Below are 20,825 nucleotides of genomic sequence, written 5' to 3' on the forward strand. Positions count from 1 at the left end.
TCGAGGAGAACGGCGATGTCACAAGCCCCCGAACCCCGCAAAACGCTCGATCCTGATCAAGTGGCGTTCTGGCTGGCGCGGCATCCCGATTTTTTCGTGGGTCGTGAAGGGTTATTGCAGCAGCTGCAAGTGCCGCATCCCAATATTGAGGGAGCTGTGTCGCTGCTGGAGCGGCTGGTATTTGATCTGCGTAAGCGTGCTGAAACCGCCGAGGGTCGTTTAGAGCACTTGTTAGAAACCGCTCGCCATAACGAGTCTCAGTATCGTCGGCTACGCGAAACGCTGATTGCATTGGTTGAGGCTCAAGACCGCGATGCATTGGCACAGGCGCTGGCGACTCAGCTGAGTGAGCGCTTTGAAACCCCTGCCATGGCGCTGTGGTGCCCGGCCACGTTAAGCGATGCCGAGCCGCAGCCGCCCCAGCCGCCGCGCCACGTGTTAGACCAGCATGCTAGTGCGCGTCTAGCCGCTATGTTGGATGGCCGCACTAGCCGCTGCGTTAAGCTCAGCGTTAGCGATTGGAAGTGTTTGCTGCCCCATGTTAAAGCACCGCGCAAAGCCGGCTCGTGCGCTATCTCGCGTCTCTCTGCTGGCGATCCGCTTGGCTACTTGGTGCTGGCAAGTCCCAGCCCCGATGCCTATCGAGCCAGTATGGACACGCTGTTCACCGAGTATCTAGGCGATATCGTTGCGCGCCTGCTGATACGTCTAGGCGATCATGGCTAAGCCATCATCTATTGCAGATCGCATTGAGACATTTTTAGCGGCGCTGGCGGCCCATGCCAGCCCGGCGACCGTGGCGGCCTATCAGCATGACCTAGCGGCGCTATGTACCTTCACGAATCGCCGTGATGTCACAGATCCAGCTGCGCTAGACACCGCCCTGCTACGCGCCTTTTTGGGCGCAGAACGCAGCCGGGGCTTGGCGCCCCGAAGCCTGGCGCGGCGCCGGGCAGCGCTGTCACGCTTTGCGGATTATCTGGTCAAACAGGGCGTGCTGGTGGATAACCCGGTGGGGCTGTTACGCACTCCGAAGCAGCCAAGCCATCTGCCGCGCCCGGTTGATGTCGATGCGCTGGCACGTTTTCTAGATACCCCTCACGACGGCTCACCGCTGGGCACTCGCGATCAAGCCATTCTTGAGCTGTTTTATTCCAGCGGCCTGCGTTTAGCCGAGCTTGCTGCGCTGGACTTGGGTGATTTGCAAAGCAGCCGAGTGAGGGTCATCGGTAAAGGAGGCAAGCCGCGCCAAGTACCGGTTGGGCGCCGAGCCCAGCAGGCACTGATCGACTGGCTTGGCTGTCGTTCTGCGCTGGCGCCTGCGGGAGAACTGGCTTTATTTGTTGGCCAGCGCGGTGCGCGGCTAGGGCATCGCGCTATTCAAAAGCGCTTAGCGCAGCTGTCACTTGCTCGCGGCTTGCCCGAGCATTTACATCCTCATCGGCTGCGACACTCTTTTGCCAGCCATCTGCTGGAATCAAGCCAAGACCTGCGCGCGGTACAAGAGTTATTAGGCCACGCTAATCTTTCGACGACCCAAATCTATACGCGGCTCGACTGGCAGCACCTGGCAACGAGCTACGATGCCGCTCATCCGCGCGCCAAACGCAGCCCTGGGAGTAAGCCATGACGGTGCTGAAGGCCATTACCTTCGATCTAGACGATACGTTGTGGGACAACCATGGCGTGATGTTACGCACTGAGGAAGGGCATTACCGCTGGCTGTTGGACGCGCTCAGGGCATGGCGTACTGCGCGTCAAGAGCCAGCCCTTGCGCTCGACCCGGTCAACGGCGGACAAGATTATCTGCAGCGTCGCTTACAGCTGGCTAAAGATGTGCCCGAACGGCGTGGCGACTTCACATGGCTGCGCTTACGCGCCCTGGAAGCTCAGTTAGAAGCTCAGGGTTTGACGCGCAGTGGCGCGTTGCTGTGGGCAGCTGCGGCGATGAACGAGTTTCATCGCCTGCGCATTCAGGTAACGCCTCATCCTGAAGCGACGGGGCTATTGACCGCATTGGCGGAGCGCTATCAGCTTGCCGCCATTACCAATGGCAATATCCATTTGGCGCGTCAGCCGCTGGCCGCTCACTTCCCTGTGGCCATTGCCGCGGGCGAGTTGCTGGCGCCCAAACCTGACCCCACGCCGTTTCTTACCGCGCTTGCACGCCTCAACGTCGCGCCGGAATGCGCGATGCACGTAGGTGACTCTTGGGAGGAAGACATTCTGCCTGCTCAGCAGCTGGGGATGCATGCCGTATGGATTGCCGCAGCGGGTGACGAGGTGCTGCCGCCGCGAGTGCATCGCATCGCCCATATTAAAGAGCTGCCCAGCGTGCTTAAGCTGCTAGAAAACGAAGTATAAGCGCCGAACTATTCAGGCGGCGTATGTAGCCACTGATCCAACTTCTTTGAAAGCGTGTCCACGCCGTCGCGTTTGAGCGATGAGAATAGCTGTACCGACACCAGGTCTTCCCACTCTTTGAGGCTCGAGCGTACTTTTTGCAATGCCGCGTTGGCAGGGCCTTTCTTTAGCTTGTCCGATTTGGTCAGCAGAATATGCACCGGCATTTCTCGCTGGTCGGCATAGCTGAGCATCATTTGATCGAACTCGGTCAGCGGATGACGTACATCCATCAACAGCACTAGCCCGCGCAGGCTAAAGCGGTTACGCAGATACTCTGCTAGGTGCTTTTGCCACTCCAGTTTGACTGACTCAGGTACCTTTGCGTAGCCGTAGCCCGGTAGATCGACCAGCCTTCTAGCGTCGTCGTTCATGACGCGGAAAAAGTTGATTAACTGGGTACGACCCGGCGTGCGAGAGGTTCTCGCCAGGGCATTCTGTTGCGTTAATGCATTGATAGCACTTGATTTTCCGGCATTCGAACGCCCGGCAAAAGCAACTTCTGCACCGGTATCGTCAGGGCATAGCGCTAGGGTAGGCGCGCTGATAACAAAACTTGCCGTGGGGTAGTTCAGCCGAGCGACAAGGCTATCATGAGGGGTAGACATGGATGTGATCCTGAAAAACGAACATAAAAGCGGCCTGCTCGGCGCACATGATACGAAAGACAGAGCATAGAGCAGTGCCGCGACGAGTGACCCCTAAAGCAGCCCAGGGTTTTGATTCCCGCCGCCAGGGGTGATTCGTTATAATGCCAGCGGTATATCTCTGCGAGCTGAGGCGCTAGTGTACCATCGCGCTCTAGTCGGCAGCGACCAGCACATTCGTCAAATATAAACCGCTATGTGGAAGGGTAATGAGACAGTTACTGGCAAGCTTGGCCATTGCTATGGCCGTTGGCGTCGCGCACGCCCAAGCGGACTTCCAGGCCGATGCGGATGCATCCGCTGGCCGCGAGCGGGCGCAGACGTGCGCTGCTTGCCATGGTCAAACCGGTATTAGCCCGGCGAGCGCCTTCCCTCACTTGGCAGGTCAACAAATGTCTTATCTGGCCAAGCAGATCATCGATATTCGTGATGGCGATCGCTTGGTGCCGCAAATGGCCGGTCAAGTGGACAGTTATTCAGACCAGGATGCGTGGGATGTTGCGGCGTTTCTCGCCGGATTAGACACCCATATTGGGCAAGCGAGCGATGAGGATGCCAACTTGCTGGCCCGTGGCGAAGAACTTTACCGCGCGGGTGATCTGTCTAAGGGCATACCCGCTTGTTCAGCCTGCCATTCGCCCACTGGCGTTGGTATCGGCAGTGCCGTTTACCCCGGGCTTTCTGGCCAGTATGCGCAGTACACGGTCGCGACGCTGCAGGCGTTCGCTGCCGGTGAGCGTGACAATGACCCTAATAATATGATGCAAGATATTGCCGCCAAGATGAGCGATAACGATATGCAAGCCGTCGCTAACTATTTGTTAGGCCTGAACTAGCCTTTGGGAGCCTAAACGATTTTTTGTCAGGATTGCGAAACCTTGTCGGGCGCTAGTAATGTGTCGTAGAGGAGGGAACTCGCTACTATAGTGACTGTCACATCCTTCGCTTACCCATGGAGAATACACGCAATGTTTAAAACGCTAATGGTCGCAATGGCTGGCCTCGGACTTTCTGCGGCGGTGAGTGCCCAGGAACTAGTAGCAGGCCAGCAGTATGAGCTTCTTGAGACGCCGGTAGAAACGAACGTTGAAGACGGCCAAATTGAAGTGACCGAAGTATTCTGGTTTGGTTGCCCGCACTGCTACCGTCTGCAAACGCCGGTTAATGAGTGGTACGAAACACTCGACGATGACGTCAGCGTAGTGCATATGCCTGCCACCATGGGCGGCGATTGGAATACCCATGCGACCGCTTTCTATGCGGCTGAATCGCTGGGTATCGAAGATGAGCTGCACGCAGATTTCTTTAATGCCATTCATCAGGAAAAGCAGTCACTAACCGACCCTGATGATATCGCTGAGTTCTTTGCCAACTATGGCGTGAGTGAAGAAGAAGCGAAACAAGCGCTAACGGCGTTTAGTGTACGTAGTGAAGTGAACAAGGCCAACAGCCGTATGCGCGAAATGCGCCTAATGGGCGTGCCGGCCCTGGTGGTTGACGGCCGCTATGTCGTGACGCCTAGTTCTGCTGGCAGCCTTGAAAACATGCCGCAGGTTGCGGATGAGTTGATTAAGCAAGTGCGTGCTGAGCGCGCAGAATAACGGTGTCAAATGAAGTGAAGGCTGATAAGACAGCGAGCGTCACGAGCACCCATAAGCCGCTGTTAGAAGATGGTCATTTGCGCCTGCTGACGTTCAATCTGCAGGTGGGCATTCAGACGTCTGCTTATCATCACTATCTCACTCGTAGCTGGCAGCACTTTCTGCCTAATCGGAAACGGGTGAAACGCCTGGATGTGATGAGCGACGTGCTGGGCCAGTTTGATGTCGTCGGTCTGCAGGAAGCCGACGGCGGCAGCTTTCGCTCCAGCCGCATCAACCAGGTGGAATACCTGGCGGCTAAGGCCGGATTTCCTCATCACTTCAAGCAATTGAACCGAAATCTTGGGCACCTTGCCCAGCACAGCAACGGGCTGCTTTCGCGTCTCGTGCCCACCAAAATTGAAGAGCACCGCCTGCCCGGGACCTTGCCTGGGCGTGGTGCCATTCACGTGCGTTTTGGTAACGGGCCGGATGCGTTACATATTTTTGTCGCACATTTGGCGCTTAGCCATCGTGGCCGGGTGCGCCAGCTTAACTACTTAAGCGAGATCATCCAGCCACTGCGGCATGTGGTGGTGATGGGCGATCTGAATTGCACTCCGGCTCAGCTGCACGCCCATGAGCGATTCAGCACCTCGTTGCCGCTGCATCCCGTTACACCTTTATTGAGCTACCCATCGTGGCAGCCCAGGCAAGCGTTGGATCACATTTTGCTATCGCAAACCCTGGAGGCCGCTGAGGTGCGGGTAATGGATCACCTGTTTTCGGATCACTTGCCGATTGCGGTTGATTTACCCTTACCAGCCGCCTGCCTACTGGCTATTAAAAAGGCGACACCCGCACCCAGCGCAACTCAATAAGCTGCTAAGAGCAATTTAGGCCGCTTTATGGCCCACCCAGACCTTTTTAGGGATGACGTTCGGCCCAGAATCAGCGATGATTCTGGGCCGTTTCTTTTCCAGGACATTTAACATGCTCGCCAATGCCCATGAGCCGCGCTTGCTGCGCTGGCTCGACTGCGTGACTGAGGGAGTGGGCCGGGCCATTGCCTGGCTGGTTGTGATAATGATGCTGGTGCAGTTCGCCATCGTCGTGCTGCGCTATATTTTCGGTATCAATAGCATCGTGATGCAAGAGTCGGTGATGTACATGCACGCCGCCGTGTTCATGCTCGGCGCCGGATGGACGCTACGTCACGATGGCCATGTGCGGGTCGATATCTTTTACCGCAAGATGTCTGAGCGTGGCCGCGCGTGGGTCGACCTGCTCGGCACGCTATTTCTGCTGATTCCCGTCATGTCATTTATCGCCATTTCAAGCTTCCACTATGTGATTACCAGCTGGGCCATTATGGAGCGGTCGGGGGACGGCGGCATTCCGGCCGTGTTCCTGCTTAAAACGCTGATTCTGGGAATGGTGGCACTGCTACTTTTACAGGCGGTAGCGCAACTGATACGTCAGGTGCTGATTATCCGCGGCAAGCTATCCAGTTCTGCCCCTGTGCATGAGGAGATGGTCTAGTGCTGGCGATTTTATTGGAAGGCATGCCGCTTTTACTGTTTGCCGCGGTATGCGGCGTCTTGATGCTGGGTTATCCGGTGGCTCTGTCGCTTGCGGGAACGGCGCTGGCCTTTGCCGGATTAGGCTGGTTGCTGCAATCGCTGGGCGTTCCGGTGCATTTCGAGGCACGCTGGATGGGCTCAATGCCTAGCCGGATCTACGGCATCATGACGAACAATACCCTGCTGGCGGTGCCTTTATTCGTGCTGATGGGTGTCCTGCTTGAGAAGTCACGGGTGGCGGAAACGCTGCTGGATGCGATGACCATGGCATTTGGCGCCCTGCGCGGCGGGCTGGGCATTGCGGTGGTATTGGTGGGCATGCTGCTGGCCGCGTCTACCGGTATTGTGGGAGCAACGGTGGTTACCATGGGCCTGCTCTCGCTACCCACCATGCTCAAACGCGGCTATTCACCGGCACTGGCGACCGGGACCATTTGTGCCACGGGCACTCTGGGTCAAATCATTCCGCCTTCCATCGCCTTGGTGCTGCTAGGTGATGTTCTCAACAATGCCTATCAGCAGGCACAGCTATCGATGGGCGCTTGGAGCCCCAAGACGCTTTCGGTGGGCGATCTGTTTGTCGGCGCGTTGGTACCGGGCCTGCTGCTGGTGCTAGCCTATATTATCTATCTGCTTACAGTGGCGTGGCTAAAGCCCAGTACGGCCCCGGCGGCGGATCGTGAAGGATTGATGCAGGAGTTGGGGCACACCGGCAGTATCTGGCCGCTGCTACTGAAAGGACTTTTACCGCCCGTGCTGCTAATCGTGGCCGTGCTGGGCTCGATCTTGGGCGGCTTTGCCACGCCCACGGAAGCCTCAGCAGTGGGTGCCTTCGGTGCGCTACTGCTGGCAGCGGCCAATCGGCGGTTAAGCTTTTCGATGCTGGGTGAGGTAGTGCGCTCCACCGCTCAGGTAACCAGCATGGTGTTTTTGATCCTGATTGGCGCGACACTGTTTTCGCTGGTATTTCGAGCGTTTGGTGGCGAAGAGCTGGTCAACCATATGTTTGATTCGATGCCCGGTGGGGTGGTGGGCGCTACCATTGTGGTCATGTTGGTCATCTTCCTGCTCGGGTTCATACTCGACTTTATCGAGATCACCTTTGTGGTGGTGCCCATTGTTGGTCCGGTGCTATTAGCGATGGGGGTTGACCCCATCTGGCTGGGCATCATGATTGCCGTCAACCTCCAGACCTCTTTTTTGACGCCGCCCTTTGGATTCGCATTGTTCTATTTACGCGGTGTGACACCGCAAAGTGTGCCGACATCGGCGATTTATCGCGGCGTCGTGCCGTTTATCATCATGCAGCTCGGCATGCTGTTAGCGCTGGCGCTATTCCCTGGACTGGCCACATGGCTGCCTTCGTTGATGTAAGGGGAAAGCATGCATCCTATTGCCAATGTACTGACGATTGCAGGCTCTGACCCTTCCGGGGGCGCAGGCCTGCAGGGAGACCTGAAAACCTTTTCAGCATTAGGGGTCTATGGCACCAACGTGATCACGGCGGTGATTGCCCAGAATACCTGCGGTGTGGCGTCAGTTTATCCGGTGTCGCCGCAGGTGATTCGTGAACAGCTAGAGCATTTGCTTCAAGACGTCACGCTAGACGCGGTCAAAATTGGCATGGTGGCTAGCCGCGAAGTCGCCGAAGTGATCGCTGACGTACTGCGCCAGAAACGTCCGCGCTGGATCGTACTGGACCCCGTCATGGTGGCCAAAAGTGGTGATATATTGGTGGATGACGCCGGTATTCGAGCCGTGCGGGATATTTTGGTGCCGCTAGCCGACGTCATCACTCCCAACCTGCCAGAAGCAGCCGTACTGCTCGATTCACCCTCGCCGACTAGCTTAGAGGAAATGGAGGCAATGTTGCCGGGGCTGATGCAGCTAGGCGCGCCGTATGTGGTGCTCAAAGGCGGCCACCTGCGCGGGGCGACGTGCCCTGACTTGCTGGCAACACCCAGCGGCCATGAGTGGCTGCCCGCGTCGCGTATTGATACTGATAACTTACACGGTACCGGCTGCGCGCTCTCTTCGGCGATCGCCGCCTGTTTAGCCAAGCAGTCGGCTTTAGCACCCGCTAATGCAGCCGTGATGGCGATTAGCGAGGCCAAGCAGTGGCTGCATGCCGCATTAGAAGCAAGTGCCCGTCTAAACGTGGGTAAAGGGCGTGGTCCAGTGCATCACTTTCATGCGTGGTGGTAACGCTAGCGCCGTTTGGCAAGATTTATTAGGCATTAGGTATTGCGCTGAGAGTTTGCGAGAAAACGCTGTTAACAGGAGGGTATCACCATGCGATTAAGGCTGAACCATCATCCCGCGCTGGGCGCATTACTGGCGATATGTATGATGTTGATAACGTCTGCTGTCTTTGCCAGCAGCGTTTCTGAGCGGGGTGAGCGTTTTGAACGCGTCGTTGACGAGAACGGGCAGCGCTATACGCTGATTGGCAGCGGCGTTTTTCGCTATATGGTCTGGAACGCCTACGCTGGAGCGTACTATCAGCTTGAAGGTGATACGCAACCTCAGCCGCTGGGTAACCAGCCGAGGCGGCTAGAGCTGGCTTATTTCCATGCCATTAAAGCGTCAGATTTTGCCGAAGCCACGGAAGAAACACTGCGGGACACGCTGACGCTTTATGAGTTCACTCAGATTGAAGCGCCCCTAGAGCAGCTTAATCAGCGCTATAGTGACGTAGTGCCCGGCGACCGCTATCTACTTAGCTGGGACGGCACGCAGCTACGTTTGGCGCTCAATGGCGAGGTTCTGTTTGCAGAGGATAACGCTGAGTTAGCCAGCGCCATGTTTAGTATCTGGCTAGGCGAGCGCCCTTTGGGTGAAGATTTTCGCGATGCGCTGTTAGGAAGAGGCTAGCGAGCAGTGGCGGCAGTCGCTGTCGTTAGCAGCCAAGGAGAAGCATGATGAAAGCGCTGATTCAGCGGGTGACGCGCGCCAGCGTAGCGGTGCAAGGTCAAACTGTGGGGGCAATCGAGCATGGGTTGCTAGCGCTGGTGGGCGTAGAAAAGGGCGACGACCAGGCGTCCGCTAGCAAGCTGTTGCATAAGCTGCTGCATTACCGCGTGTTCAGCGATGCTGACGGTAAAATGAATCAAAACCTTCAGCAGGTGAACGGCGGGCTGCTGCTTGTTTCTCAGTTCACCTTGGCAGCGGATACTCGTAAAGGGCTGCGCCCCAGCTTTTCCAGCGCCGCGCCGCCGGACGAAGGCGCGCGGTTATTTGACTTCCTTGTCGCCCAGGCCAACGCTGCTTGGCCTAACGTGGCCACCGGTGAGTTTGGTGCCGATATGCAGGTAGCGCTGGTCAACGATGGCCCGGTCACGTTTTTACTGGAAAGCTAGTGAGATCTGGCGAGGCCTAGCTAACCGCTTCTTCGCTGGCCAGCAGCTCGGCTTCCATTGTCTCTAGCGCTTCTTCGGCGCTGAGCCACTGCCGCTCTGCCTCATCCAGCCGTGCTTTAATCTCAGCCTGTTGGCTAAGCGTCTTGGTCAACTCCGCTTTACGTGCGCTGTCTGTGTAGAGTTCAGGGTCAGCCAACACGTGTTCTACCTCTTCCAGTTCTTGCTGGGCCTTTTCCATGGCCTTTTCGGCTTGGTCGCGCTGCTTTTTCAACGGGCGTAATTTTTCGCGCAGTTCGGCGGCCGCTTTACGGGATGCTTTGCGCGCTTCACGGCTGTCGCCGCTAGGCTGCTGGCTTTGACGTTCGGCCTTTTCACCGCGTGAATCGCGGCGGCTGTCTTCCAGGCGTGCTTTAAGCCAAACCCGATAGTCCTCTAGATCGCCGTCAAACGGTTCGACGCGATTATCGGCTACTCGCCAGAACTCATCCACGGTCGCCCGCAGCAGGTGACGGTCGTGAGACACCAGAATAACCGTGCCTTCAAAGCTTGCTAGCGCCTGGGTTAATGCTTCGCGCATCTCCAAATCCAGGTGGTTGGTCGGCTCATCGAGCAAGAGCAGGTTAGGCTTCTGCCAAGCGACTAAAGAAAGCGCAAGGCGTGCCTTCTCGCCGCCGGAAAAGTTACCAACGACGCCAAACGCATCGTCGCCCTTAAAGCCAAATCCGCCCAGGAAATTGCGAATATCCTGATCACTGGCGGTGGGCGAGAGGCGCTGCACATGCACAAAGGGCGTCGATGAAACGTCCAGGCTTTCAAGCTGATGCTGAGCAAAGTAGCCAATCGCTAAATGCTCGCCGGGCACGCGCTTGCCATTAAGTAGCTCAAGCTCGCCAGTCAGTGATTTAATCAGCGTCGATTTGCCAGCGCCGTTAGGACCTAGCAGGCCAATGCGACTGCCGGGCAGCAGGGTAACGTTGACCTTGTCCAGCTGGATGTTATCGTCACTTCCGTCGTCCGTTTTACCGCGATAGCCTAGCTGAGCCTGATCCAGCACCAGCAGCGGACGTGACGTTTTATCGGCAGCGGGCAGCGTGAAGTGGAACGGGGAGTCCACGTGGGCAACGGCGATATCTTCCATGCGCTCAAGCATTTTGACCCGGCTTTGTGCCTGCTTCGCCTTGGTCGCTTGTGCTTTAAAGCGGGCGATAAAGCGCTCGATCTCTTCCCGACGCGCCTGCTGTTTGACGGCTTCGGCTTGCTGAAGGGCAAGCTTTTCGGCGCGGGTGCGCTCAAACTGGGAGTAGTTGCCGCGGTAAAGCTCCAGCGTTTGGTGGTGCATATGCACGATGTGGTCGCACACCGCATCTAAAAAGTCGCGGTCGTGAGAAATCAGCAGCAGCGTGCCGGGATAGCGGGTCAGCCACTGCTCCAGCCACAGTAAAGCATCCAGGTCTAAATGGTTGGTGGGCTCGTCCAGCAGTAGCAAGTCAGAAGGCATGAAAAGGGTGCGGGCGAGATTGACGCGCATTCGCCACCCGCCGGAAAACGCCGACAGCGGGCGGGTCAGGTCAGCTTGTAAGAACCCAAGCCCGACCAGCAGCTGTGCCGCGCGGGACGCAGCACGGTAGCCGTCCAGCGTTTCAATTAAGCCATGCAGTTCGGCTTCGCGATGGGCGTCGTCGGCTTCACGAGCGGCAAGTAAGTCGGCCTCGGCCTGTCGTAATGCCAGGTCGCCGTCGAGCACATACTCGATAATAGGCCGGTCAAGCGCGTCAACTTCCTGGGCCATATGCGCAATACGCTGGCCTCCGCTCATCTCGACATCACCCTGGTCGGGCGCAAGCTCGCCCAGCAAGAGTTTGAACAGGCTCGATTTACCGGCGCCGTTTGCCCCGATAATGCCGGCCTTTACCCCGTTATTAAGAGTAACGTCCGCGTTGTCGAGTAGCGTTTGCGTGCCGCGTTGCAGGGCGACTTGGCGCAGTGCGATCATGCCTTCTCCCGAAAAAAATGTGGGTCATACGATGCCAGATTCTATTGCGCTTGATTCTACCCGATTGCAGCGCTTGCAGCAGATACCGTTATGGGATTTTGCGCTCGCGTTTTACGCCAAGCCAGGCGTTGAAGCGGCGTGCTTAACGTTACAGGACGAGGCGGGATTAGATGTTTGCGAAGTGTTGTTTCATTGCTGGCTATATTCATGCGGCTTAGAAGCCGTGTCGACAGCCGTGTCTGCCGTGCGCAAGGAGCGTCTTCACTGGCAGGCTCGAGTAACGGATGTTTTGCGCGCACTGCGCCGCGACTTAACGTCGTCGGCTGCCTCGAACGAAGCTGTGGCAGCGCTGCGCAAGACCATTAAACAGGCGGAACTGATGGCCGAACGTGAGAACCTTCAACGTTGGCAAATATGGGCTTTGGAAGTAAAAATCGATGAAAAATGCGTCACTAACATCGTTGAAAAGCCTTCTAACGTAGCTGAATGGCTTGAAAAAAAGCTGAATCATGGTGAAAAAGCCTTCCAGTTTACTGGTTCTTCAAACACGCCTTCGGCGTCGCTTCAGGCGCTGCAAACGCTCGTTCGTCAACTTGACCCTCATCAAGGAGCGCGCTAGCCTGAATTTAAGCTAGTTTTGAATCACCTAGCGTTATTTGCCCGCTAGCACGCAGTTAACGACGCATTTTTGCCTATTAGCGAACAATAATGCCGCGTTGAGAAACGCGACGATGGGTTGGTTTTAAACGTTAGATGCTAAGCAGTTCGCTTTAAAAATAATGTTGCGCATTTGTATCGCGCGCTTACCACTGCAAGGGGAACATCGCATGAAGGCAAGCAAAACCGTTTCTACTCGTTCTGTCACCACGAAGTTAATCACTACTGCCAGCGTTGGCGCACTGCTGTTAGGCATGGCGTCGGTGGCACAAGCAGACAACTGGCGTTACGCTCACGAAGAGTACGAAGGCGACGTTCAAGATGTCTTTGCCTATGCCTTTAAAGAATATATTGAAGAAAATTCTGACAACACGGTGCAGGTGTATCGTTTTGGTGAGCTGGGCGAGTCTGATGACATTATGGAACAGACGCAGAACGGCATCCTGCAGTTTGTGAACCAGTCGCCTGGTTTCACGGGGGCGCTGATCCCTGAAGCGCAAATTTTCTTTATTCCTTACCTGCTGCCGACCGACGAAGAAACTGTGCTGACGTTCTTTGACGAAAGCAAAGCCATCAACGAAATGTTTCCGGAGCTTTATGCCGAGCAAGGCCTAGAGCTGCTGAAAATGTATCCAGAAGGCGAAATGGTCATTACTACCAATGAGCCGATTAGCTCACCGGAGGATATGGATAATAAGAAAATCCGTACCATGACCAACCCGCTGCTGTCGGAAACTTACGATGCCTTCGGCGCAACGCCTACGCCGCTGCCGTGGGGTGAAGTGTACGGTGGTCTGCAGACCGGTATTCTTGATGGTCAAGAAAACCCGATTTTTTGGATCGAATCAGGCGGTCTGTATGAAGTATCGCCACACCTGACGTTCACTGGTCACGGCTGGTTTACCACCGCGATGATGGCCAACCAGGATTTCTATGCAGGCCTGTCTGAAGAAGACCAAGCGCTGGTGCAAGAAGCTTCACAAGCCGCATATGATCAGACGATTGAGCACATCAAAGGCTTAGCCGATGAAGCGCTAGAAAAAATTCAGGCGGCGTCTGATGAAGTAACGGTGACGCGTCTGAACGAAGAGCAGATTCAGGCCTTCCGTGAGCGTGCTCCGCAGGTTGAAGAAGCCTTCCTTGAAATGACCGGTGAAGGTGGTCAAGCGCTGCTTGATCAGTTTAAAGCAGACCTTGAGACCGTTACCAACGAGTAATCATCCCTTATAAGCCATACGGGCAAAATGGGTGATGTACCCAAGGGGCAGCGAAGGCTGCCCCTTTTTTGTTGCGCCGACGTGGAGTTGGATATTCACTTTAGGGCTTGTAAGCGCTACGGGTGGGTTACGTACATCTAGCGTTGAAACATCTGCATCAGCATGCCGTTACGCTAGCGATAATCTCTTGCTCAATAGCGCGAGACGGGTCTGGAAAACGCTGTATTGATTGTACTGAGGGCATTGAGCTGCCGTTAGAGCCATTAGAGAGGAGTCAGGCCATGACCGATGAAGAGATGGAAAATAGCTACCACTCCGGTTTGCCGGGGATATTGGGAGTGATCGACACTGCAATTAGCAAAATTGAAGCCGTTATTCTTGCGGTAGGCGTTTTGCTAATGGCACTGAATACGGTCACCAATGTCATTGCGCGCTTTGTCTTTAGTAACAGTATTATGTTCTCCGGTGAGCTAAACCGGATTTTGATCATCATGATTACCTTTGCAGGCATCGGCTATGCCGCCCGCCATGGTCGTCATATCCGCATGTCGGCTATCTACGATGCGTTGCCGGTCGGTGGGCGCAAAGTATTGATGATCTTTATCGCCCTGTTTACATCCCTAGTGATGTTCTTTTTGCTTTACTATTCAATCGTTTATATTCTTGATCTATACAGCAAAGGTCGCGTTCTGCCATCGCTGGGGCTGCCTGTATGGATTATTTACCTGTGGGTGCCAATGGGGTTTTTGATTACCGGTATTCAGTATTTGCTGACGGCGGTTAAAAACGTCACCTCTGACGATGTGTATCTCTCGACGGGCGTCGTGGATGGTTACAAAGATACCGAAACTGAAGTCTGATGCAGGGCATTGCACTCTAGGGGAACAGATATGACGACGATAATGGTCACCGCTATGATTGCCCTGCTGCTGCTGGGCTTTCCTATGATGATTCCGCTAATTACCGCCGCGGTAATTGGTTTTTATATGATGTTTAACGGCTTTGGACAGATGGATACGCTGATCCAACAGATGATGGCAGGCATACGCCCCGCCTCATTAATTGCCGTGCCGATGTTTATCCTAGCCGCGGACATTATGACCCGCGGGCAGTCGGCTAACCGTTTGATCGAAATGGTCATGTCGTTTATCGGCCATATCAAAGGTGGCCTAGCCGTCAGTACCGCTGCCTCATGTACGCTGTTTGGCGCTGTTTCTGGCTCAACGCAGGCAACGGTGGTGGCCGTTGGCTCACCGCTGCGGCCCAAGATGCTTAAGGCAGGCTATTCCGATTCATTTACGTTAGCGCTAATCATTAACGCCAGTGACATCGCCTTTTTGATTCCCCCCAGCATTGGCATGATCATCTATGGGGTAATCTCAGGTACATCCATTGGTGAACTGTTCATTGCGGGGATTGGGCCAGGGTTAATGATTCTGGTGATGTTTTCCGCCTATAGCATTGTGTATGCCATCGTTAAAGACGTGCCTACCGAGCCAAAGGCGAGCTGGAAAGAGCGCGCATTGGCGGTAAAACAAGCGCTTTGGCCGCTAGGCTTTCCGGTCATTATCGTAGGCGGTATTTACGGGGGTGTGTTTAGTCCAACCGAAGCCGCTGCTGCCTGCGTGTTGTACGCCATCTTGCTAGAGTTTGTGGTGTTTCGTTCGCTGAAGATGCACGACATTTATGCTATCGCCAAATCGACGGGCCTGATTACGGCCGTGGTGTTTATCTTGGTCGCTGTCGGTAATGGCTTTTCGTGGATTATCTCTTTCGCGCAAATTCCGCAGATGATCTTGGAAACGGTGGGTGTCAATGACGCTGGGCCAACGGGCGTTTTGATTGCCATTTGTATCTCGTTCTTTGTGGCGTGTATGTTTGTCGACCCGATTGTGGTCATTTTGGTGTTAACGCCGATTTTTGCGCCGGCCATTGCTGCAACGGGCTTAGATCCGGTGTTGGTGGGTATATTAATTACCCTGCAGGTGGCGATAGGGTCGGCAACACCGCCCTTTGGGTGCGATATATTTACCGCCATTGCGATTTTTAAACGCCCTTATTGGGATGTCATTAAAGGCACGCCGCCGTTCATCTTCATGCTGATCTTGGCCGCCGCGCTGCTGATCATGTTCCCGCAGATTGCGCTGTTTCTGCGTGATGTTGCCTTTCGGTAAGCGGCCACGAGGAGTACACGAATGTTTAATCGCATTTTAGTCCCGGTGGATGGCTCAAAAGGCGCTATCAAGGCGTTGGAAAAAGCGGTGGGGCTGCATTTGCTGACCGGTGCTGAGCTTTATTTACTGTGCGTTTTTAAGCACCACAGCCTGTTGGAAGCCTCACTTTCTATGGTGCGGCCCAGCCAGCTGGATCTTCCCGACGATGCGTTAAAAGAGTACGCCACGGAAATTGCCGTCCATGCGAAATCCCATGCTGTTGAGCTTGGCGCTGATGCTTCCCGCGTGCGGGCTTTTGTAAAGGGCGGTCGCCCTTCGCGGATCATCGTGCGTTTTGCCCATAAGCGTGAATGTGACCTTATTGTCATTGGTGCACAGGGCACCAATGGCGAAAAAAATCCGTTACTTGGCAGCGTCTCCCAGCGTGTAGCGGGCGCGGCGGATTGTCCAACGCTGGTGGTTTAATCGCTAAACCTCTTTAGTATTTTGTGGTCTTATTAAACACCCACCGCTCGGCAGATGCATTTGACGAGCGGTGGGTGTTAGTCTTTGGGTGACACTGATAGGCGTTCGGCGCCGCTTTAAAAGGATCTTTCATGAAACTACTGCTTTCTACAACGGCTCTTACGGGGCTGCTTTTGGTCGCCCCTTTTGCAGCAGCAGCGCCAGAAACCGACGAACAGCGTTTGGCTTATAGCCTGGGTGTTACCCTGGGTGAAAGCATGCAGGCGGATATTGAAGACCTTGATTTGGATGCCTTTAACGACGGCATGCGCGATGTTTTTGAAGATGCTGAGCTCGCGCTGACGGAAGAAGAGATGACCGAAGCGTTAATGGCTTTCCAAGAGCAGTCGATGCAGGCACGTGAAGCTGAAGCCGAAGAAATGGCGCAGATGAATCTTGATGAAGGCGAAGCCTTTCTAGCCGAGAACGCTGAGCGTGAAGAAGTCACGGTGACAGATTCTGGCCTTCAGTATGAAGTGCTTGAATCTGGTGACGGCGCGACCCCAGGTGCTGAAGACACTGTTGAAGTGAACTACGAAGGTATGCTGTTGGATGGCACGGTCTTTGATAGCTCATTTGAACGTGGCGAGGCGGTAAGCTTTCAGACCAATCAAGTGATTGAAGGTTGGCAGGAAGCGCTGCAGCTGATGAGCGTGGGCGATAGCTGGATGCTGTATATCCCGGCTGAGCTTGCCTACGGCGAAAACGGCCAGGGCCCGATTGGACCCAATGAGATGCTTACCTTCCGCGTTGAACTGCTAGGCGTCGAATAAGCGATGCTGCCAGCCTCGGCTTTAGCGGTGCATCCTCTTGCTTTCACGCTGCTTTGCGTAAGCATGTGTGTGCCGCTGATTGCTCAAGCCGAGGCCGCCAGCGAGCACAATGCGCTGCCTGCGTTGGGCGCCGCTTCTGATGACGCAAGCGTAGTGGGCCTATCGTCGGGCGGCTACATGGCTACCCAGCTGGCAGTGGCATGGCCCGAGCGTTTTAGCGGCTTGGGTGTACTGGCGGCAGGCCCTTGGAGCTGTGCCCAAGGCTCGCTCAGACTGGCGTTGAATCAGTGCCTAACGACTCGCAACGGCGCGCCGTCATTGGACGACTTACAAACCCGCCATCAGCGTTACCTAGCACGTGATCTTGTGGGTAAAACAGATGCCCTTAGTCAGCTCCGGGCTTATCTGTGGCACGGTGAAGATGATGAAGTGGTTGAGCCTGAACTCGGTGATTTATTAGCCGAGCAATGGCAGGGCTGGCTTGCTTCGCCCGACCAGCTGCGCGTTGTGCGTAGCGAAAATATTGGGCATGGTTGGCCGGTGCGTTTGCCCAGTAACGCCGCTTCTGATCCGCATGAGTGGGGCGACTGCCATCAAGGCGGCGGTAGCTATGTATTATCCTGCGATGAAGACATTGCTGGCGAAATGCTGGATTGGCTCTATCCCGAGCGCGACGTCTCAGATGACGCTAGCTCCAGTGGAGAAGAGAGCGGGGCGCTAATCGCCTTTGATCAAGCGGAATTTGCGGCAAAAGGGTTGGCTGACACGGGCTACGTGTTTATACCGCAAGACTGCGAGGCGGGCGGCTGCCCGGTAACGCTGGCAATTCACGGCTGCCAAATGAATGAAGCAGCGATTGGTGATACGTTCATCCGCTATTCTGGGTTAAATGACTGGGCTGCAGCGCATCAACAAATCGTGCTTTATCCTCAGGCAGAAAGCAGCATGACCAATCCCCAGGGTTGCTGGGACTGGTGGGGATTTGCTGAAAGCACCTGGCAGGTAAGCCCTCAATACGATACCCGCGAAGGGGTTCAAATTAGCGCATTGATGGCAATGCTCGATCGCCTTCAGACAGCGCCAGAGCCAATCGATTAATCCTCTAGCTCAGTTTCTAATGCGGCAACACCTACTTCAAGCCATAGCGGTTTACTGGCCATTTTCATTAACTCCGAATGACATCAAAATCAAACCAGCTGCCGACATTGCCGTCGGCCGTTTTTAGTATGACTCGCGCTCGCCAAGGCATAACTGCCTGAGTGCAGATGCCTACCTGGCCTTGGCCTTGAAAGTGGCCCGGCGAACGGGCGGTAAGGCCAAAACGATGTAAGCCTACATCCATGTCCCGGCCAATAAAATCAACGTCCATCTGCGTGGCTTTCACACCCTCTACTGCTACTTCCAGTGGTAATATCGCTAATGCATCAATGCGCAGGCGGCCAGCGCTAAGCCGGTGATCAGTATCAGTACCCTTAATACGGGGAAGGCTGCAGGGGATGCAGCTTTGGACATCATCTTCATGGCAGAATAATCGCTACGCAAGGCGTCAGGCGGAAATGATTGCCATGGTAACAGTAATCAAGTCGATATCGTTGTGCTTGAGTGTCGCAGGTATAAGGAACGCAAATGGAGAGTATCACCGGCGCTTTAGGCCCATTGTTTTTATTGATTTTACTGGGTGCAGTACTAGGTAACTGGCGGTGGCCAAGCGATACTTTTTGGCCGCAGATGGAACGGCTGATTTACTTTGTACTGTTCCCAGCGATGCTGGTGGGCACCTTGGCCACCGCCGATGTGACCCAGGTGCCGGTCGGCCGTTTAGCGCTAGTGTTACTGGGCGCGATGGCTTTTTTTGGGCTGCTGCTATGGCGCTTGCGTGGCTGGTTACGGCTCGCACCCGCTGCGTTTACCTCTGTGTTCCAAGGCGCCGTACGGTTTAATACCTATGTTGGCGTTGCCGGTGCCGCCGCGCTACACGGCAGCTTAGGAGCGACCACCGCTGCGGTCGCTGTTGCTCTGATGGTGCCGGTGGTCAACGTCATGTGTGTCGCAAGCTTTGTCGGCGCAGGAACCTTGGGCAGTGCAAGCCTGGGTAAAAGCGTTATGGCGCTGGTTAAAAACCCGTTGATTTTGGCTTGTCTCGTGGGTATTGGTCTGAATGTCTCGGACATCGGTTTACCCGGCTGGAGTCATGCGACAGTTGGCTTGCTAGGCCGCGCGGCTTTGCCGCTTGGGCTGGTAGCCGTAGGCGTTGCACTACGCCCAGCGGCGCTGCTACGTATTGACCGTGGCGTGCTGGCCATTAACAGCGTTAAGCTGTTATTAATGCCGGCATTCGTGCTGATATTAACCTGGATATTACAGCTAGACCCTGTCAGCCGGGACGTGGCGCTACTGTTTGCAGCGCTGCCGACCGCCACGTCCGCGTATATTCTAGCGCGTCAGCTGGGAGGCGATGCCGAGCTGATGGCGGCCATCATCACGGGGCAAACATTATTAGCAATGCTCACACTGCCGCTATGGCTGAAGCTGGTAAGCTAATTAAGAAACTAAATAAAAAATATTCGTATTTGTATTGACGGCTTGAATGAGAATGATTACAGTGTGTTTGTGGCGTTTGATGAGACGCCACGACCAAGACAGATACTTCGCAAAGATCAGCGTCAGTTGACTGTCATGGTTTCTCCCTCTCATTGCTAGTCACGGTCTTTTGCCACTCCTTTGGAGTGGCTTTCTTTTTTCTACCTCTCGCTAATAACCTCTCCTTGCTAATGCTCTGCGCAAATTAGCGTTACTCGTTTTGTGCTCGTCGCCTATGCTGTCGTTATCACCGCTTATTTCTTAATGCATTTGTGAATAGATTTTTTGTGGGAGCACTGGGTCATGCGCATTGCCGTTTTTAGTTCTAAACCCTATGACCGGATATTTCTGACCCGCGCCAATACGGCTGGCAAGCATACATTGAGCTTTTTCGATACGCGCCTCACGGCTGACACGGCGTTTATGGCTAAGGGTTTTGACGGAGTATGCGCCTTCGTCAACGATTGCCTTGATGCCGCGGTATTAGAAATGCTCTATAAAAGCGGTTCAAGGCTGGTAGCGTTGCGCTCAGCTGGTTTTAATCATGTGGATCTAGCGGCAGCGGCTAGATTAGGCATGACGATTGTACGCGTTCCCGCCTATTCGCCGCATGCGGTCGCTGAGCATGCTGTGGCGCTTCTGCTCAGCCTGAATCGAATGACCTATCGCGCCTATAACCGCGTGCGTGAGGGAAATTTTTCTCTGGATGGCCTGCTGGGTTTTGATCTCAATGGCAAAACGGTCGGCGTTGTTGGCACGGGACAAATCGGGCTGATTTTTGCCGATATCATGCATGGCTTTGGCTGCCAGATGTTGGCTTATGACCCTTTTCCCAACTCGGATGCAAAACCATTTATAAAGTACGTGCCGCTACCAACACTGTTCTCTAAAGCCGATATTATTTCCCTGCACTGCCCTCTAACGCCTGACACTCATCATTTGATTAATAGCGATGCCATCGCGCAAATGAAAGCTGGGGTCATGATTCTAAACACGGGTCGCGGTCGCGTGGTTGATACCCAGGCCGTCATCGCCGGCCTGAAAAGCGGCAAAATCGGCCGCCTTGGCTTGGATGTCTATGAAGAGGAGGAGCAGCTATTCTTTGAAGACTTATCCGAACAAGTGATTAGCGATGATCAGTTTATGCGTCTGACAACCTTTCACAATGTGCTGATCACCGGCCATCAGGCCTTCTTCACCACAGAGGCCTTAACGAATATTGCTGAGACCACCCTAGCCAATATCGACGCCTTTGAAAGTGGTGAAGGGGCGATGCATCAGGTGTTGAACGCTAAATGCGCCCCCCAAGATGCTGACGGCGCGCGCACTGCGTTTGAATAGGCAGCACTAAAAAT

23 protein-coding genes are annotated in these 20,825 nt (G+C 54.9%); 20 read left to right on the forward strand and 3 right to left on the reverse strand.

Annotation, left to right across the window (positions count from 1 at the left end):
* Nucleotides 1-15 precede the first annotated feature (15 nt).
* The 3 genes from ACT3TF_RS13165 to ACT3TF_RS13175 are packed head-to-tail and all read left to right on the forward strand — an operon-like array spanning nt 16 to nt 2,364.
* Nucleotides 16-726, forward strand: a complete 711-nt coding sequence (locus ACT3TF_RS13165) for a DUF484 family protein (RefSeq protein WP_096277017.1) — start codon at nt 16-18, stop codon at nt 724-726.
* Nucleotides 719-1,630 (forward strand): tyrosine recombinase XerC, encoded by a 912-nt coding sequence (locus tag ACT3TF_RS13170; RefSeq protein WP_096277019.1) that lies wholly within the window; start codon nt 719-721, stop codon nt 1,628-1,630. The genes ACT3TF_RS13165 and ACT3TF_RS13170 overlap by 8 nt, the downstream gene beginning before the upstream one ends.
* Complete coding sequence (locus ACT3TF_RS13175; RefSeq protein WP_096277021.1) at nt 1,627-2,364, forward strand: HAD family hydrolase; 738 nt, start codon at nt 1,627-1,629, stop codon at nt 2,362-2,364. The genes ACT3TF_RS13170 and ACT3TF_RS13175 overlap by 4 nt, the downstream gene beginning before the upstream one ends.
* 8 nt (nt 2,365-2,372) lie before the next feature.
* Here ACT3TF_RS13175 and yihA read toward each other — a convergent pair whose 3' ends face one another.
* Nucleotides 2,373-3,011 carry a ribosome biogenesis GTP-binding protein YihA/YsxC gene (gene yihA / locus ACT3TF_RS13180; protein WP_096277023.1) on the reverse strand — a complete coding sequence of 213 codons (639 nt, stop codon included), beginning with the start codon at nt 3,009-3,011 and terminating at the stop codon, nt 2,373-2,375.
* Nucleotides 3,012-3,259: 248 nt separating this feature from the next.
* Between yihA and ACT3TF_RS13185 the strand changes: the two genes are divergently transcribed.
* The 8 genes from ACT3TF_RS13185 (at nt 3,260) to dtd (ending at nt 9,572) form a co-directional block, all read left to right on the forward strand.
* The gene (locus ACT3TF_RS13185) at nt 3,260-3,886 is read left to right on the forward strand and encodes a c-type cytochrome (protein ID WP_441684451.1); all 627 of its coding nucleotides are present in this window, start codon (nt 3,260-3,262) and stop codon (nt 3,884-3,886) included.
* A 132-nt stretch (nt 3,887-4,018) separates the two neighbouring features.
* Nucleotides 4,019-4,651: a thiol:disulfide interchange protein DsbA/DsbL gene (locus ACT3TF_RS13190; protein WP_096277028.1), complete on the forward strand. Its 633-nt coding sequence runs from the start codon at nt 4,019-4,021 to the stop codon at nt 4,649-4,651.
* A gap of 14 nt (nt 4,652-4,665) precedes the next feature.
* A complete protein-coding gene (locus tag ACT3TF_RS13195; protein WP_255249083.1) occupies nt 4,666-5,511 on the forward strand; it encodes an endonuclease/exonuclease/phosphatase family protein in 846 nt (281 codons plus the stop codon).
* A 112-nt stretch (nt 5,512-5,623) separates the two neighbouring features.
* Nucleotides 5,624-6,172 carry a TRAP transporter small permease subunit gene (locus tag ACT3TF_RS13200; RefSeq protein ID WP_096277031.1) on the forward strand — a complete coding sequence of 183 codons (549 nt, stop codon included), beginning with the start codon at nt 5,624-5,626 and terminating at the stop codon, nt 6,170-6,172.
* A complete protein-coding gene (locus ACT3TF_RS13205) occupies nt 6,172-7,587 on the forward strand; it encodes a TRAP transporter large permease (protein ID WP_096277033.1) in 1,416 nt (471 codons plus the stop codon). The genes ACT3TF_RS13200 and ACT3TF_RS13205 overlap by 1 nt, the downstream gene beginning before the upstream one ends.
* Before the next feature lie 9 nt (nt 7,588-7,596).
* Nucleotides 7,597-8,418, forward strand: a complete 822-nt coding sequence (gene thiD, locus ACT3TF_RS13210; RefSeq protein WP_444672333.1) for a bifunctional hydroxymethylpyrimidine kinase/phosphomethylpyrimidine kinase — start codon at nt 7,597-7,599, stop codon at nt 8,416-8,418.
* An 87-nt stretch (nt 8,419-8,505) separates the two neighbouring features.
* A complete protein-coding gene (locus ACT3TF_RS13215; RefSeq protein ID WP_444672334.1) occupies nt 8,506-9,087 on the forward strand; it encodes a chalcone isomerase family protein in 582 nt (193 codons plus the stop codon).
* A gap of 47 nt (nt 9,088-9,134) precedes the next feature.
* Entirely contained in the window at nt 9,135-9,572 is a 438-nt protein-coding gene (gene dtd, locus ACT3TF_RS13220) for a D-aminoacyl-tRNA deacylase (protein ID WP_444672344.1), read from the forward strand.
* A gap of 16 nt (nt 9,573-9,588) precedes the next feature.
* Here the strand turns inward: dtd and ACT3TF_RS13225 are convergent, their stop codons facing one another.
* A complete protein-coding gene (locus tag ACT3TF_RS13225; protein ID WP_444672335.1) occupies nt 9,589-11,565 on the reverse strand; it encodes an ATP-binding cassette domain-containing protein in 1,977 nt (658 codons plus the stop codon).
* A gap of 31 nt (nt 11,566-11,596) precedes the next feature.
* On the opposite strand from ACT3TF_RS13225, the gene ACT3TF_RS13230 reads away from it, so the two are divergent.
* The 7 genes from ACT3TF_RS13230 to ACT3TF_RS13260 all read left to right on the forward strand — a co-directional run bounded on the left by ACT3TF_RS13230 (nt 11,597) and on the right by ACT3TF_RS13260 (nt 17,988).
* Nucleotides 11,597-12,184 carry a TIGR02444 family protein gene (locus ACT3TF_RS13230; RefSeq protein WP_192536011.1) on the forward strand — a complete coding sequence of 196 codons (588 nt, stop codon included), beginning with the start codon at nt 11,597-11,599 and terminating at the stop codon, nt 12,182-12,184.
* Nucleotides 12,185-12,392: 208 nt separating this feature from the next.
* Nucleotides 12,393-13,439, forward strand: coding sequence for a TRAP transporter substrate-binding protein (locus tag ACT3TF_RS13235; RefSeq protein ID WP_192536010.1), 1,047 nt, complete (start codon nt 12,393-12,395; stop codon nt 13,437-13,439).
* A 281-nt stretch (nt 13,440-13,720) separates the two neighbouring features.
* The gene (locus ACT3TF_RS13240; RefSeq protein WP_192536009.1) at nt 13,721-14,299 is read left to right on the forward strand and encodes a TRAP transporter small permease; all 579 of its coding nucleotides are present in this window, start codon (nt 13,721-13,723) and stop codon (nt 14,297-14,299) included.
* Nucleotides 14,300-14,329: 30 nt separating this feature from the next.
* Nucleotides 14,330-15,613, forward strand: coding sequence for a TRAP transporter large permease (locus ACT3TF_RS13245; RefSeq protein ID WP_192536008.1), 1,284 nt, complete (start codon nt 14,330-14,332; stop codon nt 15,611-15,613).
* 21 nt (nt 15,614-15,634) lie between these two features.
* Nucleotides 15,635-16,078 carry a universal stress protein gene (locus ACT3TF_RS13250; protein ID WP_192536007.1) on the forward strand — a complete coding sequence of 148 codons (444 nt, stop codon included), beginning with the start codon at nt 15,635-15,637 and terminating at the stop codon, nt 16,076-16,078.
* A gap of 131 nt (nt 16,079-16,209) precedes the next feature.
* A complete protein-coding gene (locus ACT3TF_RS13255; RefSeq protein ID WP_192536006.1) occupies nt 16,210-16,890 on the forward strand; it encodes an FKBP-type peptidyl-prolyl cis-trans isomerase in 681 nt (226 codons plus the stop codon).
* 3 nt (nt 16,891-16,893) lie between these two features.
* The gene (locus ACT3TF_RS13260) at nt 16,894-17,988 is read left to right on the forward strand and encodes a poly(3-hydroxybutyrate) depolymerase (RefSeq protein ID WP_192536005.1); all 1,095 of its coding nucleotides are present in this window, start codon (nt 16,894-16,896) and stop codon (nt 17,986-17,988) included.
* Nucleotides 17,989-18,055: 67 nt separating this feature from the next.
* On the opposite strand, the gene ACT3TF_RS13265 is transcribed toward ACT3TF_RS13260, so the two are convergent.
* Entirely contained in the window at nt 18,056-18,274 is a 219-nt protein-coding gene (locus ACT3TF_RS13265) for a hypothetical protein (RefSeq protein ID WP_225734384.1), read from the reverse strand.
* Between the two features lie 242 nt (nt 18,275-18,516).
* Between ACT3TF_RS13265 and ACT3TF_RS13270 the strand changes: the two genes are divergently transcribed.
* Both ACT3TF_RS13270 and ACT3TF_RS13275 read left to right on the forward strand, forming a co-directional pair.
* The gene (locus ACT3TF_RS13270; protein WP_444672336.1) at nt 18,517-19,431 is read left to right on the forward strand and encodes an AEC family transporter; all 915 of its coding nucleotides are present in this window, start codon (nt 18,517-18,519) and stop codon (nt 19,429-19,431) included.
* 342 nt (nt 19,432-19,773) lie between these two features.
* Nucleotides 19,774-20,811: a 2-hydroxyacid dehydrogenase gene (locus ACT3TF_RS13275; protein ID WP_192536003.1), complete on the forward strand. Its 1,038-nt coding sequence runs from the start codon at nt 19,774-19,776 to the stop codon at nt 20,809-20,811.
* Nucleotides 20,812-20,825: the final 14 nt, after the last annotated feature.

The sequence above is a fragment of the Halomonas sp. AOP25-F1-15 genome (assembly GCF_052378675.1).
GTDB lineage: Bacteria > Pseudomonadota > Gammaproteobacteria > Pseudomonadales > Halomonadaceae > Vreelandella > Vreelandella casei.

Bases quoted from the DNA above. Each gene is read 5' to 3' on its own strand.
- ACT3TF_RS13165 (WP_096277017.1), top strand. From the start codon at position 16: ATGTCACAAGCCCCCGAACCCCGCAAAACGCTCGATCCTGATCAAGTG.
- ACT3TF_RS13170 (WP_096277019.1), top strand. From the start codon at position 719: ATGGCTAAGCCATCATCTATTGCAGATCGCATTGAGACATTTTTAGCG.
- ACT3TF_RS13175 (WP_096277021.1), top strand. From the start codon at position 1,627: ATGACGGTGCTGAAGGCCATTACCTTCGATCTAGACGATACGTTGTGG.
- yihA (WP_096277023.1), bottom strand. From the start codon at position 3,011: ATGTCTACCCCTCATGATAGCCTTGTCGCTCGGCTGAACTACCCCACG.
- ACT3TF_RS13185 (WP_441684451.1), top strand. From the start codon at position 3,260: ATGAGACAGTTACTGGCAAGCTTGGCCATTGCTATGGCCGTTGGCGTC.
- ACT3TF_RS13190 (WP_096277028.1), top strand. From the start codon at position 4,019: ATGTTTAAAACGCTAATGGTCGCAATGGCTGGCCTCGGACTTTCTGCG.
- ACT3TF_RS13200 (WP_096277031.1), top strand. From the start codon at position 5,624: ATGCTCGCCAATGCCCATGAGCCGCGCTTGCTGCGCTGGCTCGACTGC.
- thiD (WP_444672333.1), top strand. From the start codon at position 7,597: ATGCATCCTATTGCCAATGTACTGACGATTGCAGGCTCTGACCCTTCC.
- ACT3TF_RS13215 (WP_444672334.1), top strand. From the start codon at position 8,506: ATGCGATTAAGGCTGAACCATCATCCCGCGCTGGGCGCATTACTGGCG.
- dtd (WP_444672344.1), top strand. From the start codon at position 9,135: ATGAAAGCGCTGATTCAGCGGGTGACGCGCGCCAGCGTAGCGGTGCAA.
- ACT3TF_RS13225 (WP_444672335.1), bottom strand. From the start codon at position 11,565: ATGATCGCACTGCGCCAAGTCGCCCTGCAACGCGGCACGCAAACGCTA.
- ACT3TF_RS13230 (WP_192536011.1), top strand. From the start codon at position 11,597: ATGCCAGATTCTATTGCGCTTGATTCTACCCGATTGCAGCGCTTGCAG.
- ACT3TF_RS13235 (WP_192536010.1), top strand. From the start codon at position 12,393: ATGAAGGCAAGCAAAACCGTTTCTACTCGTTCTGTCACCACGAAGTTA.
- ACT3TF_RS13240 (WP_192536009.1), top strand. From the start codon at position 13,721: ATGACCGATGAAGAGATGGAAAATAGCTACCACTCCGGTTTGCCGGGG.
- ACT3TF_RS13245 (WP_192536008.1), top strand. From the start codon at position 14,330: ATGACGACGATAATGGTCACCGCTATGATTGCCCTGCTGCTGCTGGGC.
- ACT3TF_RS13250 (WP_192536007.1), top strand. From the start codon at position 15,635: ATGTTTAATCGCATTTTAGTCCCGGTGGATGGCTCAAAAGGCGCTATC.
- ACT3TF_RS13255 (WP_192536006.1), top strand. From the start codon at position 16,210: ATGAAACTACTGCTTTCTACAACGGCTCTTACGGGGCTGCTTTTGGTC.
- ACT3TF_RS13260 (WP_192536005.1), top strand. From the start codon at position 16,894: ATGCTGCCAGCCTCGGCTTTAGCGGTGCATCCTCTTGCTTTCACGCTG.
- ACT3TF_RS13270 (WP_444672336.1), top strand. From the start codon at position 18,517: ATGGAGAGTATCACCGGCGCTTTAGGCCCATTGTTTTTATTGATTTTA.
- ACT3TF_RS13275 (WP_192536003.1), top strand. From the start codon at position 19,774: ATGCGCATTGCCGTTTTTAGTTCTAAACCCTATGACCGGATATTTCTG.